The sequence below is a fragment of the Nonomuraea sp. NPDC049480 genome (genome assembly GCF_044465905.1).
GTDB lineage: Bacteria > Actinomycetota > Actinomycetes > Streptosporangiales > Streptosporangiaceae > Nonomuraea.
Window position 1 is genome coordinate 353,088 of record NZ_JBITMD010000011.1, and the last position, 15,418, is coordinate 368,505.

At 70.7% G+C, this 15,418-nt stretch carries 17 protein-coding genes and 1 tRNA gene; 10 read left to right on the forward strand and 8 right to left on the reverse strand.

Annotated elements, in window-relative coordinates; genetic code table 11:
• Positions 1-45 precede the first annotated feature (45 nt).
• The gene (locus ACIBX3_RS31070) at positions 46-1,269 is read left to right on the forward strand and encodes an MFS transporter (protein WP_397123109.1); all 1,224 of its coding nucleotides are present in this window, start codon (positions 46-48) and stop codon (positions 1,267-1,269) included.
• Positions 1,270-1,327: 58 nt separating this feature from the next.
• Here ACIBX3_RS31070 and ACIBX3_RS31075 read toward each other — a convergent pair whose 3' ends face one another.
• Positions 1,328-2,308 (reverse strand): LacI family DNA-binding transcriptional regulator, encoded by a 981-nt coding sequence (locus ACIBX3_RS31075; RefSeq protein ID WP_397123110.1) that lies wholly within the window; start codon positions 2,306-2,308, stop codon positions 1,328-1,330.
• Positions 2,309-2,377: 69 nt separating this feature from the next.
• Between ACIBX3_RS31075 and ACIBX3_RS31080 the strand changes: the two genes are divergently transcribed.
• The gene (locus ACIBX3_RS31080) at positions 2,378-3,550 is read left to right on the forward strand and encodes a CynX/NimT family MFS transporter (RefSeq protein ID WP_397123111.1); all 1,173 of its coding nucleotides are present in this window, start codon (positions 2,378-2,380) and stop codon (positions 3,548-3,550) included.
• 15 nt (positions 3,551-3,565) lie between these two features.
• Complete coding sequence (locus tag ACIBX3_RS31085; RefSeq protein ID WP_397123112.1) at positions 3,566-4,240, forward strand: hypothetical protein; 675 nt, start codon at positions 3,566-3,568, stop codon at positions 4,238-4,240.
• On the opposite strand, the gene ACIBX3_RS31090 is transcribed toward ACIBX3_RS31085, so the two are convergent.
• Both ACIBX3_RS31090 and ACIBX3_RS31095 read right to left on the reverse strand, forming a co-directional pair.
• Positions 4,212-4,742 carry a cysteine dioxygenase gene (locus ACIBX3_RS31090; RefSeq protein ID WP_397123113.1) on the reverse strand — a complete coding sequence of 177 codons (531 nt, stop codon included), beginning with the start codon at positions 4,740-4,742 and terminating at the stop codon, positions 4,212-4,214. The two genes, ACIBX3_RS31085 and ACIBX3_RS31090, sit on opposite strands and share 29 nt — an antisense overlap.
• Entirely contained in the window at positions 4,739-5,635 is an 897-nt protein-coding gene (locus ACIBX3_RS31095) for an amidohydrolase family protein (RefSeq protein ID WP_397123114.1), read from the reverse strand. The genes ACIBX3_RS31090 and ACIBX3_RS31095 overlap by 4 nt, the downstream gene beginning before the upstream one ends.
• 295 nt (positions 5,636-5,930) lie before the next feature.
• On the opposite strand from ACIBX3_RS31095, the gene ACIBX3_RS31100 reads away from it, so the two are divergent.
• Complete coding sequence (locus ACIBX3_RS31100; protein ID WP_397123115.1) at positions 5,931-6,890, forward strand: LacI family DNA-binding transcriptional regulator; 960 nt, start codon at positions 5,931-5,933, stop codon at positions 6,888-6,890.
• 202 nt (positions 6,891-7,092) lie between these two features.
• Here the strand turns inward: ACIBX3_RS31100 and ACIBX3_RS31105 are convergent, their stop codons facing one another.
• On the reverse strand, positions 7,093-7,473 hold the full coding sequence (locus ACIBX3_RS31105) for a phage holin family protein (protein WP_397123116.1): 381 nt from the start codon (positions 7,471-7,473) through the stop codon (positions 7,093-7,095).
• Positions 7,474-7,607: 134 nt separating this feature from the next.
• Between ACIBX3_RS31105 and ACIBX3_RS31110 the strand changes: the two genes are divergently transcribed.
• The gene (locus ACIBX3_RS31110; RefSeq protein ID WP_397123117.1) at positions 7,608-7,877 is read left to right on the forward strand and encodes a hypothetical protein; all 270 of its coding nucleotides are present in this window, start codon (positions 7,608-7,610) and stop codon (positions 7,875-7,877) included.
• Here ACIBX3_RS31110 and ACIBX3_RS31115 read toward each other — a convergent pair.
• Together ACIBX3_RS31115 and ACIBX3_RS31120 are read right to left on the reverse strand one after the other, a co-directional pair.
• Positions 7,874-8,650: an FAD:protein FMN transferase gene (locus tag ACIBX3_RS31115; protein ID WP_397123118.1), complete on the reverse strand. Its 777-nt coding sequence runs from the start codon at positions 8,648-8,650 to the stop codon at positions 7,874-7,876. The genes ACIBX3_RS31110 and ACIBX3_RS31115 overlap by 4 nt on opposite strands.
• A gap of 50 nt (positions 8,651-8,700) precedes the next feature.
• Positions 8,701-9,402 carry a hypothetical protein gene (locus ACIBX3_RS31120; protein ID WP_397123120.1) on the reverse strand — a complete coding sequence of 234 codons (702 nt, stop codon included), beginning with the start codon at positions 9,400-9,402 and terminating at the stop codon, positions 8,701-8,703.
• A 117-nt stretch (positions 9,403-9,519) separates the two neighbouring features.
• On the opposite strand from ACIBX3_RS31120, the gene ACIBX3_RS31125 reads away from it, so the two are divergent.
• From ACIBX3_RS31125 to ACIBX3_RS31135, 3 genes are all read left to right on the forward strand, one after another.
• Entirely contained in the window at positions 9,520-9,912 is a 393-nt protein-coding gene (locus ACIBX3_RS31125) for an OsmC family protein (RefSeq protein ID WP_397123122.1), read from the forward strand.
• 250 nt (positions 9,913-10,162) lie between these two features.
• Positions 10,163-11,089, forward strand: a complete 927-nt coding sequence (locus ACIBX3_RS31130; RefSeq protein WP_397123124.1) for a nucleoside hydrolase — start codon at positions 10,163-10,165, stop codon at positions 11,087-11,089.
• 43 nt (positions 11,090-11,132) lie between these two features.
• Positions 11,133-11,209 (forward strand) — tRNA-Lys (locus tag ACIBX3_RS31135).
• Between the two features lie 49 nt (positions 11,210-11,258).
• Here ACIBX3_RS31135 and ACIBX3_RS31140 read toward each other — a convergent pair.
• On the reverse strand, positions 11,259-11,735 hold the full coding sequence (locus ACIBX3_RS31140; protein ID WP_397123126.1) for a flavin reductase family protein: 477 nt from the start codon (positions 11,733-11,735) through the stop codon (positions 11,259-11,261).
• The gene (locus tag ACIBX3_RS31145) at positions 11,735-12,775 is read right to left on the reverse strand and encodes an LLM class flavin-dependent oxidoreductase (RefSeq protein ID WP_397123128.1); all 1,041 of its coding nucleotides are present in this window, start codon (positions 12,773-12,775) and stop codon (positions 11,735-11,737) included. Before ACIBX3_RS31145 ends, ACIBX3_RS31140 begins: the two co-directional genes overlap by 1 nt.
• 340 nt (positions 12,776-13,115) lie before the next feature.
• On the opposite strand from ACIBX3_RS31145, the gene ACIBX3_RS31150 reads away from it, so the two are divergent.
• Positions 13,116-13,865, forward strand: a complete 750-nt coding sequence (locus ACIBX3_RS31150) for a thioesterase II family protein (RefSeq protein ID WP_397123130.1) — start codon at positions 13,116-13,118, stop codon at positions 13,863-13,865.
• Between the two features lie 36 nt (positions 13,866-13,901).
• The coding region (locus tag ACIBX3_RS31155) for a type I polyketide synthase (RefSeq protein WP_397123132.1) at positions 13,902-15,418 on the forward strand (1,517 nt) is incomplete at its 3' end.

Below are 15,418 nucleotides of genomic sequence, written 5' to 3' on the forward strand. Positions count from 1 at the left end.
CGAAAAAGTCGCGCGGCGGTGGGGTCCGTCCGCAGCATCGGTCCCATGAGAAGTGCCACGTTCGGCGAGGTGTTCGCCGTCAGGGAGTTCCGGGTGTTGTTCGGCAGCTTCGTGCTGCTGATCGCCGGAGACGTGATCAAGATGCTCGCCCTGTCCGTGCTGGTCTACGCGCGGACCGGGTCTCCCGGGTTGTCGGCGGCGGCGTACATGGCGGGGTGGTTGCCGTTCATCGTGGGCGGGCTGTTCCTGCTCTCGCTGGCCGACCGGTTGCCGCCGCGGGCGTTGATGATCGCCGGGGAGCTGATCAGGGCGGTGACGTGCCTGCTGCTGGCGTACGCGGGGCTGCCGGTGTGGGGGCTGCTGGTGCTCGTGCTGGTCACCGGGCTGTTCTCGCCGGTGTTCTTCGCGGCGCGGGCGGCCATGCTGCCGGAGGTGCTGCCAGGGGACGCGTTCGTGCTGGGGCGGTCGGTGCTGAACGTGGCCTCCGCGAGCGCGCAGATCCTCGGGCTGGCCGCCGGGGGCGCGTTCCTGGGCTTCGCCGGGCCCTCCACGGCGCTGGCCGTCACGGCGGGGTTGTCGGTCGTCGCCGCGGTGGTGCTGCGGGTGGGACTGCCGTACCGGCCTGCGCGGAGTGGCGGGGAACGGCCCGCCCTCGGCGGCGGCGCGGTGCGGGAGACGCTGCGGGTGAACCGCCGGCTGCTGGCCGACGGGCGGGTGCGCGGGCTGCTGCTGGCCGGGTGGCTGCCGTGCGTGTGCATCGCGGGGGCCGAGGCCATGGTCGTGCCTTACCTGGGCGGCCAGGGGCAGGCGGGGGTGGTGCTGGCGGCGGCCGCGGGCGGGATGGCGGTCGGCGAGTTCGCGGTCGGGCGGTTCGCGGCTCCACCGTTGCGGGAGCGGCTGTCGTTGCCGCTGGCCGTGCTGCTCGGGGTGCCCTGGATCGGGTTCGTGCTCGCGCCGGGGATCGTGTGGGCCTCCGTGCTGGCGGGGATGGCCGCTGCGGGGCTGGCGTACCAGCTGGGGCTGCAGCGGCGGTTCGTGGACGCGGTGCCTGAGGAGGTGCGCGGGCAGGCGTTCGGGCTGCAGTCGGCGGGGCTGATGAGCGGCCAGGCGGCCGGGGCGGCCCTGGTCGGCGTCCTGGGGGAGGCCATCGGCCCGGGGCCCGCGATCGCGGTCGCGGGCGGTGGGGGCGTCCTGGTGGCGCTGGCCCTGGCCGGCGTGCTGCGTCCGTCGCCCGCACCTCAACCCGCGCTCGGACCCGCGGGCGCGTGATCGTGGTGGCGGGGCCTCTTCACTCCGGGACGGTCGTGAGACGCGGCTCGTGCGGTGGTCAGGGTGGGAGCTCGCCGGAGCCGCGGGCGATGAGGCGGACCGGGAGCTGGATGTGCTCGGGCGGTCCCAGATCCCCGCGCAACCGGCGGAACAGCAGCTCGGCCGCCACCTTGCCCATCCACGCCGGATCCTGCGCCACCACGGTCACCCCCGGCCGCAGCAGGTCGGCCAGCTCGAAGTCGTCGAATCCCACCACCGCCACGGGCCGCCCCTCCAGCGCCCGCAGCGCGGTCACGGTGTACCGGCCGTTGCCGGTGAACACCGCCGTCGGCGGCTGGTCCACGGCGAACATCCGCGCCAGATCGTCACGGACCCCCTCCAGCGACGGCGGCCGCATCGACACCAGCCGCGGGTCGTACAGCCCCCCGAGCGCCTTGCGGTAGCCGTAGAGCCGCTCGGCCGCCGTGTAGATCGCCGGGTCGTCGCCGAGGAACGCGATCCGGTGGTGCCCGTGCCCGAGCAGGTGGTGTACGGCCTGCTCGGCCCCGCCCGCGTTGTCGGCGAGCACGGTGTCCACGTCGAGCCCCGCCCCCGGCGGCCGGTCCGCGAACACCACCTTCGTGCCGGCCTCGAGCTCCTGCCGCAGGTACGTGTGATCGTCCCCCGCCGGCACCACGATGAGCCCGTCCACCCGCCGCGTGCAGAACGTCTCGACGAGCTCCCGCTCCCTCCCCGGCTCCTCCCCGGACGAACCGCTCAGCAGCAGGCAATCGTGGCCGATGACCACGTCCTCCACGGCCCTGCTCAACCCGGAGTAGAACGGGTCGGCGACGTCCTCGATGACCAGCCCGATCGTGGCCGTCCTGCCCCTGCGCAGCACCCGCGCGCTCTCGTTGCGGCTGTAGCCCAGCCGGTCGATCGCCGCGCGCACCCGCTCGGCGGTGGCCGGGTGGACGCCCGGCTCGCCGTTCACGACGCGCGAGACGGTCTTGAGCGCCACACCCGCCGCGGTGGCGACGTCCTTCATCGTCGGTCTCACGCCAGGATCATGTCTCACCAGGCCCCGGTAGACAACGTTGTCAGAGGCGCTGTGCGAGAGTGGACCCCTATGTCGTTGAGATCTGCCGTGCTCGTGGCGGGGTTCGTCCTGGCCGCGCTCAACCTCCGTCCGGCCATCGCGGGTGTCTCCCCGCTCCTCGACGAGATCATGAACGACGTGGGCCTCTCACCCGCGGGTGGCGGCGCGATCACCACGGTCATGGTGATCTGCCTGGGCGTGTTCGGCCCGGTGGCGCCGCTGCTCGCGCGGCGCATCGGGCTCGACCGCACGCTGCTGGCCGGGCTGCTCGTCATCGCCGCCGGCGTGGCGCTGCGCGGCCTCGACGGCGCGCCGGTGCTCTACCTCGGCTCCGCCCTGGCGGCCACCGCGATCGCCGTCATGAACGTCGCCATGCCCGGCGTCGTCAAACAACACTTCCCGTCCCGGGTCAACCTGCTGACCGGCGTCTACGTCTCCGCGGTGGTGGGCGGCGCCGCCACCGCCTCGGCGGTGGTGATCCCCGTCGAGAACGCCACCGGGTACGGCTGGCGCGGCGTCTCCGCGCTGCTGGCCGTGCCCGCGCTGCTGGCAGCCCTGCTCTGGCTGCCGCAGGCGCTGGCCAAGCCGGCCGGGCCGCAGAGCGGGCCCAGGCCGTACGGCGCCGTGCTGCGCAGCCGCGTGACCTGGTACATCACGGCGCTGATGGGCCTGCAGTCGCTGACCTTCTACGTCGTCCTGGCCTGGCTGCCGACGATCTTCCTGGAGAACGGCATGCCCGCCGACCAGGCCGGCTACCTGCTCAGCCTCACGAACCTGGTCCAGGTCGCGGCCTCGCTCGCGGTCCCGGTGCTGGCCGGGCGGCGGGAGTCGCAGGTGCCGTACGTGGTCGTGGCGGGCGCGCTGACCGTGCTCGGTTACCTCGGCCTGCTGCTGGCCCCGACGAGCGTCCCGTGGCTGTGGATGATCGTGCTCGGCGTCGGTCAGGGCGCGTCGTTCGCGCTCGCGCTGCTGATCATCGCGCTGCGACCGGCCGACCCCGCGACGGTGACCGCGCTGTCGGCCGTGGCCCAGTCCGTCGGGTATGTGATCGCCGCCCTGGGACCGTTGTTGTTCGGGTTCCTGCGCGAGGTCTCCGGCGGCTGGTCGGTGCCCCTGATCGCGGTGCTGGGGGTGCTGGCGGTGCAGATCGTGGCGGGATGGTTCGCCGGCCGTCCTGCTACTTTAGGTAAGGCTACCCTTTAAGGGAGGAGTTCCAGCGTGCTGACCGAGGCGCTCCAGCGCATGGCCGACGGGCGCGGCGGGGTGATCGGGGTCGTGCCCGGCCTCGTCATCGAACCCGGGGTCGCCGCCGAGAGCTGGACGCCGGTCGCGGAGCTGACACGGGAGCCGTACACGCTGCTGGACGGGCTGATCGCCGAGACGGCCGGGCGCTGGAACGCGCCGCACCACGTCGGCGCCGCGCTGTTCTGGAAGACCTTCGCGTACTGGCACACGCTGCCGATGGCGCTGGGCTGGGCGCTGGACGGGCGGGTGCCGGTCATGCCGCCCGCCGAGACTTACGTCAAGCCCTCCGACGCCGGGGTGACGATCGCCGCCACGCGCGTGCGCTGGGGCTCCGGCGCGCAGGCGATCCGCGAGGCGCTGGCCGAGTCGCAGGCGCCGCTGGTCAAGGCCATCGGCGCGCTGGCCAAGGTGGGCGAGCGGACGCTGTGGGGATCCACGGCGGAGGCGTTCGCCCACCCGCTGACGGCCGTCGTGCCCGGCGACTACATGAGGCTGCTGAAGGAGGTCGGGCCGCCGGTCGACGGGCTGGTGGAGCCCGCGGACGACGGCTACTTCCGCAGGACCTGCTGCCTGTGGATCACGCTGCCCGACGTCGAGCCCTGCGGAAGCTGCTGCGTCCTCAGGCCACGGCGTCGTCCAGCGGCCTGAGCTCGTCGGCGTAGCTCACCGAGACGCGGCGCATGACGCCGGTGTCGTCGATCGAGTACTGGCCGAGCCGCCACAGCGGCGGCGAGTAGGCGTGGATCGAGACGCTCCGGTCGACCGCGCCGGTCAGCCTGTGGATGTGGTCGGGCCCGAACGAGAACGACTGCCCCTCCGGCACCACGGTCTCCAGGTGCTCGCCGCCGATGCGCGGGTTGCACTCCAGGAGCGCGCCCTGGACCACGTGCACGGCGCCGGAGGAGATGTCGTGGTCGTGCCAGCCCGTGTCGTCCTCGGGGCGCCAGCACAGCACCCAGACGTCCACGTACGCGTCCCGGTGCAGCGAGGCGTAGTGCCGCCCGCCGTCCTCGGGGAAGTCGACCACATCACGCCACTCCTCGGGGCGGGCGGCCAGCTGATCCACCAGGTCGCGCAGCTCGCGCCGGTCGAGCGTGCGCTCGGGGAGCCGCGCACAGGTCTCCCCGCCCTGGATCTGGTTGGTGCTCATGTACGAGGCTCCTCTCTGTGTCTCATGGCCTCACTCCGCAAGGCGGGGTGGGAGGCCAGTAGGCGGCGGGGGTTGGTGACGCGGATGGCGTGGGCGGCCGCCGCGCCGAGCCCCGGCTCCGGTGCGGTGGCGTAGGGGGCGTCCGAGCCGTTGACGACGACGTCGATGCCCAGCTCGCGGACGATCGCGTCGATCGCGCGGGGGCCGTACGAGGAGGTCTCCACGAACACGTCCCTGTCGACCAGCCCACGGCTGGGACCGCCCCTGGCGATCAGCCGTTCGGAGTGCAGCGGCGCCAGGCCCGCGAGCGCCGCGAAGCACACGCGCAGCCGCGGGTGCCTGGGCCTGACGACGGCGTGGAAGTAGTGCCAGGCGGCGTGCAGCTGCTGCACGTACGGCACGAGCGCCGGCCACCACGGCGGCATGCCCGCGGCGGCCCCGGCCGGACCCGGATGCACGAACAGCGGCAGATCCCGCTCGGTGAGCACCTCGAGCAGCCGGTCGTCCGGCACGGCGCTCGCCGGGATCTGCAGCCCCGCGAACCCCCGCCCGAGGTCCTTGGCCAGGCGCTCGGGATCGGGCTCGCTGTGGCAGGTGGCCGCCCAGGCGCCGAACGGCTCACCCAGCGCCAGCGCGCCGTCGTGGTAGGCGTCGAGCAGCGGCCAGCACTCCTCGGGCGGCAGGAACTCGATGCCCAGCGGGCTCGACAACGACACCAGCGCCAGTTCCAGCCCGGTGGTGTCCCGGCGCTCGTGGTCGGCGGGATCCACCTGGTACGGCGGCTCGCCCTCGAGGATCAGCGTCCATCCGTCGAGGTACGGCGGGGAGCTGCGAGCACGCAGCGCGTCGACGAACTCGCCGGTCCACAGATGCTGATGCACGTCGATGGCCACGATCACACCTCCCCGTATTTCCTACTAGTATTACAGGTAAACGCTCTGTCCTGCGAACCGTGGCCGTGAACCGTTTCAGTGATTCGGTTCAGTGAACCGCTTCACTCAGGATATGTCAACGGTGTGACGCCGCCGGTGCCGCCGTCCGACCCCGGGGATACAGCAGGAGGCGGACCGATGAACATGCCTCCACGAAAGGAGGACGAACCGACAAGCCTGTGATGGGGAATCCGATTCTGTCGGTGCTACGCAATAGGCTGGCGGAATGCCTCGAAAGCGAGCCACGATCCGTGAGGTGGCCCAAGCCACTGGCTTGTCGCCGGCGGCTGTCTCCTATGCGCTGCGCGGCCTGCAGGTGTCCGAGGAGACAATGGAGCGGGTGCGCGCCGCGGCGGCCGAGCTCGGTTACGAGGCCGACCCCATCGCCAGAGCCCTGGCCAGCGGGCGCACCGGCATGATCGGGCTGCTCTGCGGGTCCCTGGAGGACCTGTGGCAGCAGTCGCTGGCGGTCGGCATCAGCAGGGGGCTGCGGGAGAAGGACCGCTACGCCCTCATCCTCGACGCGGTCGGCGATCCTGCCAGGGAGCGGGCCCTGGCCCAGCAGCTGCGCGACCAGCGCGTGGACGGCATGATCGTCCAGCCGATCGACCCTTCCGCCGCCTTCTGGAAGGAGCTGTGCGAGTCGCTGCCGGTGGTCGCGATCGGTGACTCGCTCGCGGGGACGGCCGGGGAAGTGATCTTCGACAACCGGCGCGGGGTGACGCTGGCGCTGGAGCACCTGCGGGCGCTGGGCCACCGCAGCGTGGCCGTGCTCACCTCGACCCGGTCCAGCACGCCCGACCGCCCCGCCGACGTGCACGCCACAGCCGAGGCCGAGCGCCTGGGGCTGGACATCGAGGTCGTCACCGCGCCGCACGGCCTGGCCGGGGCCACCTCGGCCGCCCGCGACATCCTCTCCGCCGACAAGCCGAGCGCCGTGTTCTGCTTCGCCGACTCCATCGCGTACGGGGTCTACGCGGCGGCCCAGGAGCTGGGGCTGTCGATCCCCGGGGACGTGTCCGTGATGGGATACGACGATCACCCGATGTCGGGGTTGCTCACGCCGGGCCTCACGACGGTCGACTGGGACATTGACGGGATCGTGCGAGCGGCGGTGCGGCTCATCTCGGCGGCCGCCGACGGGGCCACCCGCCGCCGCCGCATCATCCAGGCCCCGACCCTCCGCGAACGCGGCTCGGTCGCCCACGTCTCCTGACCCCGCCTGCCGCCCGTCCGGCCTGGCACCGCGGTCGGGTCGGGTGCTGCGGCCGTACACCGGGCCGGTCGGCTCCTGGGCGGTGACTCACGCGGCCCGGGCACGATCCAGGGAGGCGATCGTGACCCGGGCCCCGCCGTACGCGGCCGCGTGGACCTGTGCGCAGGTCAGTCCGGCGCCGTCGAGCAGCACCATGGAAGGGTCAGTCGTTGTCCGGGATGAACAGCCCCAGCAGCCAGCTCACGACGCTGACGATGACCGCGCCCCAGAACGCGGCCGGGTAGAAGTTGTCGACCTGGAACGGGATGTCGAGCTCACCCGCGATCCAGCTGGTCAGCAGCAGCATGCCGGCGTTGATCACTAGCAGGAACAATCCGAGGGTCAAGACGATGATGGCGCACCCGAGCGCCTTGACGATGGGCTTGACGATCGCGTTCACGATGCCGAAGATCAGCGCCACGAGGAGCAGGACGCCCCAGTATCGCGCCGAGTTGGAGGGGGCGTTGACCTCGATGCCATCGATGAACTGGACGGCGACCCAGAGGGCCGCCGCCGCCGCGATGGTTCTGATGATGAATCTCACGCTGCTTGATCCTCCCACTTGGGCTCGGGGCTGCGATAGAGGCGCGGCCAGTACGATGCCCAGCTGTCACTGGTCGTGGTCACCGGTTATCGGTGCCCGAACGCGGGGAAGAGGCGTGCAGGGGAGGGAGTGAGATGGACGCGAACGGGCTCGAGTCGTTGCCGGCGCACGAGTTGCACGATCGGGCGGTGCGATACGCCGTACGCCACGGCGATCTGGGGTTCCTGTGGGACCTGCTGAAGGTGATCCCGGCCGCCGAGGCCGCCGCCGGTCACGAGACCGACGCCGACCTCACCAAGGTGTCCGCGCTGCTGAGCGACGCCCTTGCGGCCGGGGAGGGCGAGTTGGGGGAGGCGTTGCGCCCGGTCTATATCGATTATCTGCGCAAACACCCCGACGCCTAGCCAGCGAGCCGGGCCTCCGCGCCGCTGTACTCGGCGAAGCCCGGCGTGCTCGCCTCCTGCCCGTCGCGCGCGACGATCATGGTCTGGTACGGCCCGGACGCGGCCAGGTCGGCGGCGAAGCGGCGGGCGAGGAGCGGGCCCATGGCGAAGATGGCGGTGGCGTACGCGTCGGCCAGGCCGAGGTCGGGGCCGATCACGGTGACGAAGCCGAGCCCGTCCTGGACCTCGCCGGTGCGCGGGTTGACGACGGGCGCGCCGCCCGAGGTGGCGATGCCGAGGTCGTTGGCGAAGACGACCTTGCGGACCACGTCTCTGCGCGGGTCCTTGATGCCGATGCGCCAGCGCTTGCCGGGGGTGGCCGAGCCGCGCACCCGGATGTCGTTGCCCGCGGTGATGCGGTGGTCGCCCGCGCCCGCCTGGGACAGGGCGCGTGACAGGCGCTCCAGCGCCCATCCCTTGATGTAGCCGGACGGGTCGATGACTCCGTTGATGCGGGCCTCGAACCAGCCGCCGGTGGCCTCGCTGAGCTCGTCGCAGCGGTGCAGGACCTCGATGAGCTCCGGGATCTGCCTGATCGTCTGTCCGCGGTTGAGCCGGCCGATCTGACTGTCTTCCTTGGCGGGGCTGAAGGTGTCGGCCACCCACTTCAGCCACGAGAATGCGTCATCCAGCAGGGGCCTCAGCTCGCGCGCGGGGAGAGCCGTGCGGATGTCCACGCTGACCGGCATGCCCGAGATCACTTCGACACGAGCGGTTCCGGGGAAACTCGTCACCTTGCCTCCTTGTCTGCAGCCAACCGTCCCAGAAGCCGCGTAATGTCAGGCTAAACTTTTGGTATGGATTTGAAATGAATCTGTGACTTTGGGATGGCAAGGCGTGACAAAGCGCCGCCGACGTATCGCTTGAACTGCCGCGGACCGGCCACCACCACCTCGCGCTCAGCGATGTCGGGAATTTCGCGGCTCAGGCCGGAGGCGCTGACCCGCTCCTTGGCCCTCGGGTCGTGTTCCTCGCCCACGACGAGGATGAGCCCATATCTGGCCTCCAGGTCGCGGAGCTCGTCGGTGGCGCGCTCGGCGCGGTAGATCGCGACCGTGTCTGGGGCGCGGGACAGGCGGGACCGCAGGGCCGCCGGTTCCAGGCCGGTGGCGATCAGCAGGGAGCCCCTCGTCGTCTGGGGGACCCGGTGGCTCCAGACCGCCATCACGGCCGCCGTCGAGTAGAGGAGGAGCGCGCCGACGCGGCTGAGACTCGTCACGTGCGCCGTCGAGGTGAACTGGTGGGCCACCAGCAGCGCACCCGCCAGGTAACCGCCGAGCCGCAGCCGCTGCCTGGCCTCCTCGGTACGCAGGTAGTCGGCGGCCTTGACGCTGAGGAAGCCGAGCGCCACGAGGAGACCCGCGGCGGCGTAGGCGGTCGGGGTCCACGGGTAGCTGAAACCGGGCTGGATCGCGCCGAACTCCGCAACCGCGACTCCACACCAGAAGAGGATGGGACCGTGATTCGCATTCGCCTCGCTAGCCATGCCATCCACGATCCTGAGCGAACATTAAAGGTTTCTGAGTACTTCCAAGGAATCGCCTAAATGCCCGCGCCGGGCCCTCGCGGGGGCGGCCGGCGCGGGCTGGGTAGGGTCGCAGACATGGCTAACGTGCGTGTCGAGCGGACTGAGGACGGCGGATTCCGGGCTGTGAACGCCCGCGGCGCCGAGGTACGGATGGGCGGCGGCACCGACGACGGGGTGTTCACGCCGGTGGAGTTGCTGCTGGCCGCGCTGGGCGGCTGCAACATCGTGAGCGTGGAGCCGCTCACCGCCAAGCGGGGGCATCAGCTGCTCCGGCTGGCCATGACCGTCGAGGCCGAGAAGGTCGAGCAGAACAGGCTGGGGCCGGTGACGATCACGTATGACGTGGAGCTGCCGTCGGAGGAGGCCGGCGAGGTGTTCCGCGCGGTGGCCGGGCGGGTGCACGAGAAGTACTGCACGGTGGGGAGATCCCTGGAGGAGGGTGCAGAGGTTCGGTTGAAGCTTCCGTAGTCGGATTAAACAGATATTCGACCCCGTTATGACGCGACCGTTGCATTCGTCTCGGTAGCGTTATAGCAGGTCAGGAGCACTACCGACTGGCCGACAACTTTCACCGAAGCGGACGCGGAGGGGGACCGCGGGCCGCTAGTGCGGGACCGCCGACGTTTTTGGGGGAATTCGTCGGCCTGGACCGCCGCCGATCGGGCCGGGCAGCTTTGGGGGAACTGCCCGGCCCGATCCATGCGTATCCTCCGGTTCTGTGAAGAAAGTTCTCATCGACTGTGACCCCGGCATCGACGACGCGCTCGCCCTGGCCCTGGCCGCCGGGTCCCGTGACGCCCTGGACGTGGTGGGGATCACCACGGTGGGCGGCAACGTCGACCTCCCGCTGACCACGACGAACGCGCTGGCGCTCAGGGAGTTCCTGGACCTCGGGGACGTGCCGGTCACGCCGGGCAGCGCGGGCGCTCTGCTGCGGCACACGGTGCGGGCCGCCGACGTGCACGGCGCGACCGGGCTGGGCAGCGTGGTGCTGCCCGCGCCGGTGCGCGGGCCGTCGGAGGGGCACGCGGTCGACTTCATCGTGGACACGCTGCGGGCCGCGCCCGGCGAGATCACGCTGGTGGCCGTGGGGCCGCTGACGAACCTCGCCCTCGCCGTACGCAAGGAGCCCCGCGTCGCCGAATGGGCCCGCGACCTGGTCATCATGGGCGGCTCCTACACGCGTGGCAACCACAGCCCGGCGGCCGAGTTCAACATGCTGGCAGACCCGGAGGCGGCCGCGATCGTCTTCGACGCCGGATGGACGGTCAAGATGCTGGGCCTGGACGTGACGCTGTCCGCCGTGGCCACGTCGAGCGTGCTGGACCGGATGCGGCCGCTCGGCCGGCTGGCGGAGTTGCTGGTGCCGGGGGTGCAGTCGTACAAGGCGGTGACGGTCGATGGCGGGCCGGCGATCCATGACGCGTGCGCGGTGGCGTACGTGCTGGATCCGTCCCTTTTCGCCTGTGTTCCGGCTGCGGTGGACGTGGAGACGGCCGGGCTCTATACGCGGGGGATGACGGTGACGAACTTCGTGGTGGGGGAGCGGCGGGCGAACGCGCTGGTGGCTACCTCGCTGGACGTCAGGCGGTTCTGGGATCTGGTGGTGGGGGCGTACGAAGGGCTGGCCGCTCGGCTCGGCTGACGTGTGCGGGCATCGGTTGGCGGCTGCTACAGTTACATCTGTCGCGCCGCTAGCTCAGTTGGTCAGAGCAGCTGACTCTTAATCAGCGGGTCCGGGGTTCGAGTCCCTGGCGGCGCACCACACCGAAGCAGGGCGTTCTCCGCATCGCGGAGGGCGCCCTGCGTGGTTTTCAGACCAGGACCCTGCCCAGCCGCCCCCGGTGGAACACCAGCGGCTCACCGTCGCTGTCGTTGGTGGTCAGGGCGACCACTCTGGCGAGGACCAGCTCGTGGTCCCCCACCACATGGCAGGAGTCCAGCTCGCAGTCGATCCAGGCGACCGCGCCGTTGATCGCCGGATGGCCGCCCTCCCGCACCGACCATTCGATCCCGGAGAACCTGTCCGCCCCCTTGGACGCGAACGACCGGCACACCCGCTCCTGCCCGGCGCTCAGCATGCTGATCGTGAACGCGCCCGCGGCCCGGATGTGCGGCCACGTGGTCGAGGTGTGGGCGGCGCAGAAGCTCACGATGGGCGGGTCGAGGGAGACGGAGGTGAAGGAGTTGACCGTGAAACCATGCGGTTCGCCGCCCGACAACGCGGCGATCACGACCACACCCGTCGGATAGTGGCCCAGCACCCGCCTCAGGCGCAGACTTTCGATCATCACTGCGCTTCCCAACGCCGCTTGAGCCGGTCCAGATGACGCAGCCCGTCCAGGGCGGCGTCCGTGTCCGGGACGAAGTCGACCAGACAGGCGACCTCGTCGATGCCGATCTCCTCGAGGGACCGCAGCGTCGCCATGCCGTCGTCGACCGTGCCGAACAGGCCACCCGTCTCGAAGTACCGCTCGAACGAGATCTCCAGCAGGAAGTCGATGTCCTCAGGATCCATCGACTCCGGGTCGATACCCGGCATCAGCTCCTCGGCGGCCTTCAGCACCAGGCCGAGCGAGCTGCGCAGGTAGTCGGTGAAGGGCTGGTGGATCACCTCGCGCACGCGGCCGCGGTCCTCGCCGATGAAGGTGTGCAGCATCAGCGCGACGTGTCCGGTGCCGTCGTGCGACCTGGCGTAGTGCTCGCGGTAGTCGGCGACCTTGCGTACGAGGTCGTCCAGGCTCTGGCCGAGCAGGTGCGTCAGGATGCCCACGCCGAGTTCGCCCGCCTGACGGAACGTCTCCGGGTTGCCCGAGCTGGTGAGCCACGTGGGCAGCTCCGGCTGGACCGGAGCCGGATAGGAGCGCAGCTTGACCGACTCGCCCGCTCCGTCGACCAGCTCCACCTCCTCCTGCCGCCACAGCCGCCGCACCGTGTCGATCGTGTCCATCGTGACCTGCCGGCGATCGGCGTAGCTCTCGGGCCGCAAGGCGAAGTCCACCACGTGCCAGCCTGGCGCGAACGACACGCCGACGCGGCCGCCGGACAGGTTGTCCACCACGGCCCATTCCTCGGCGATGCGCACCGGGTGGTGCAGCGGGGCCACGACGCTTCCCGCGCGGATCGCGACGTTCTCCGTCACGGCGGCGATGGCCGCGCCCGTCACAGCCGGATTCGGATAGAGGCCGCCGAATTCATGGAAATGCCGTTCTGGAGTCCACACGGCGGAGAATCCATGGGTATCGGCGAACCTGGCCCCCTCCAGCAGCAACCGGTAGCGGTCGGTTCCCGTCGTGACGTCGTCGGCGAAATAGAATAAACCAAAGTCCACCGGTCTCTCCTTAATTGCCGCGCTGGCGCGCGATTTCCGGGTGGCGGAGAGCGCGTCCCCGATATCGGCACCAGTATTCGCCGCGTCAGAACGGCGGGGTAACCCCTAAGGCCCATTAGACGTGCTCGTGGACACGTCGGGGCCTGTGCGGTCAAGCCCCTATCGCCCCCTGGGATGGTGCGACAGAACCGCGTGGTAGGGGAATGCGGACGACGTTAGGGGGCGAATCGTGTAGCTATGCCGCCGCCCCGTGGGTTGCAATGAAGCATGACCGGGGCCGGGGTATGGGCGCATTCCTGGACGTCCGGATGAGTGCGGACACCTAAGGAAGGAATTTCCAGTGATCACCGAAACCGGAGCGTGGGTGCGGCGGTTCTTCCCCGCACCGGCATCCGCCACCCGTCTGATCTGCTTCCCGCACGCGGGCGGCTCCGCCTCTTATTTCCACCCGGTCGCCAAACAGCTCTCGCCGCGGCTGGACGTCCTGGCGGTGCAGTATCCGGGCCGGCAGGAACGCCGCCACGAGCGCTGCATCGACGACATCGGCACCCTCGCGGACCGGGCCGCGGCGGAGATCCTCCCCCTGGCGGACCGGCCCATGGCCTTCTTCGGGCACAGTATGGGCGCGGTGGTCGCGTTCGAGGTGGCCAGAAGGCTGATGGCCGAGGACGTCTCCCCGCTGGTGCTGTTCGCCTCCGGCCGGCGCGCGCCCTCGTGCGTACGCGTCGAGACCGTGCACAAGGAGGGCGACCAGGCGCTGCTCGCCGAGGTGCGGCGGCTCGGCGGCACCGACGCGCGGATGCTGGACGACCCGGAGCTGGTGAGCATGATCATGCCCTCGCTCCGCGGCGACTACACGGCCGTCATGACCTACCGATGCCGGCCCGGGGCGCGGATCGACGCGCCGATCATCGTACTGACCGGCGACTCCGACCCACACGTGTCGCTGAACGAGGCGCGGCGCTGGAAAGACCACACCAGCGGCCTCTTCGACATGCACGTCTTCCGCGGGGGCCATTTCTATCTGAACTCCCACGCCGCGGGCGTCATGCGGAAGATCACGGAAAACATCCCCGCCGTTCCGGCGTAGGTCCCTTTCGGCAGCACGAGGAGTACGAGGCGAGAAATGGCTGCGAACGACACCAAGCTCATCGAGGCCCTGCGTTCCTCATTGAAGGAGACCGAACGCCTGCGGGCACAGAACCGCTCTCTCGCTGAAGCGGCACGTGAGCCGATCGCGATCGTGGGAATGGCCTGCCGGTATCCGGGCGGGGTGGGCTCGCCGGAGGATCTGTGGGAGCTGGTGGCAGCCGGCCGGGACGCGATCGGGGAGTTCCCCGCCGACCGTGGATGGGATCTGGAGGAGTTGTACGACCCGGATCCCGATGGGCGGGGGACGTCGTACGCGCGGCACGGCGGGTTCTTGTACGACGCCGGCGAGTTCGACGCCGGGTTCTTCGGGATTTCGCCGCGTGAGGCGCTGGCGATGGATCCGCAGCAGCGGTTGCTGCTGGAGGCGTCGTGGGAGGCGATCGAGCGGTCCGGGATCGATCCTGACGGGTTGCGGGGCAGCCGGACCGGTGTCTTCGCCGGTGTGATGTACCACGACTACGCCCCTCAGGTGTCTTCTGTGCCGCAGGAGCTGGAGGGGCTGGTCGGCACCGGCAACTCCGGGAGCATCGCCTCGGGGCGGGTGTCGTACACGTTCGGGTTCGAGGGCCCGGCGGTGACGGTGGACACGGCGTGCTCGTCGTCGCTGGTGGCGTTGCATCTCGCGGCGCAGTCGCTGCGGTCGGGCGAGTGTGACATGGCGCTGGCCGGGGGCGCGACCGTGATGGCCACGCCGGGGACGTTCGTGGAGTTCTCGCGGCAGCGCGGGTTGTCGCCGGACGGGCGGTGCAAGGCGTTCTCCGCGTCGGCCGACGGCACCGGCTGGGCCGAGGGCGTCGGCATGGTGCTGGTGGAGCGGCTGTCGGACGCCCGCCGCAACGGGCATCGGGTGCTGGCCGTGCTGCGGGGGTCGGCGGTCAACCAGGACGGGGCCAGCAACGGGTTGACGGCTCCGAACGGTCCTTCGCAGCAGCGGGTGATCCGGCAGGCGCTGGCCAATGCCGGGCTGTCGGTCGCCGACGTGGATGCGGTCGAGGCCCATGGGACGGGCACGACCCTGGGCGATCCGATCGAGGCGCAGGCGCTGATCGCCACGTATGGGCAGGATCGGGAGCGGCCGCTGTGGCTGGGCTCGCTGAAGTCGAACATCGGCCATGCGCAGGCGGCTGCCGGTGTCGGCGGCGTGATCAAGATGGTGATGGCGATGCGGCACGGGGTGTTGCCGCAGACGTTGCACGTGGGTGAGCCGTCGCCGCACGTGGACTGGTCGGCGGGGATGGTGGAGCTGCTGACCGAGGCCCAGCCCTGGGCGGAGCAGGACCGGCCGCGCCGGGCCGCGGTCTCCTCCTTCGGCGTCAGCGGCACCAATGCCCACGTGATCATCGAAGAGGGGGAAACCGCTGACGTCGCCGCTGGTGACGAGGTGGCTCTACCGGTCGTGCCGTGGTTGGTGTCGGCCAAGTCGGTGGAGGGGTTGCGGGCGCAGGCGTCGCGGCTGGCGTCGTGGGTCTCGGACGAGACGTCGATCGTCGA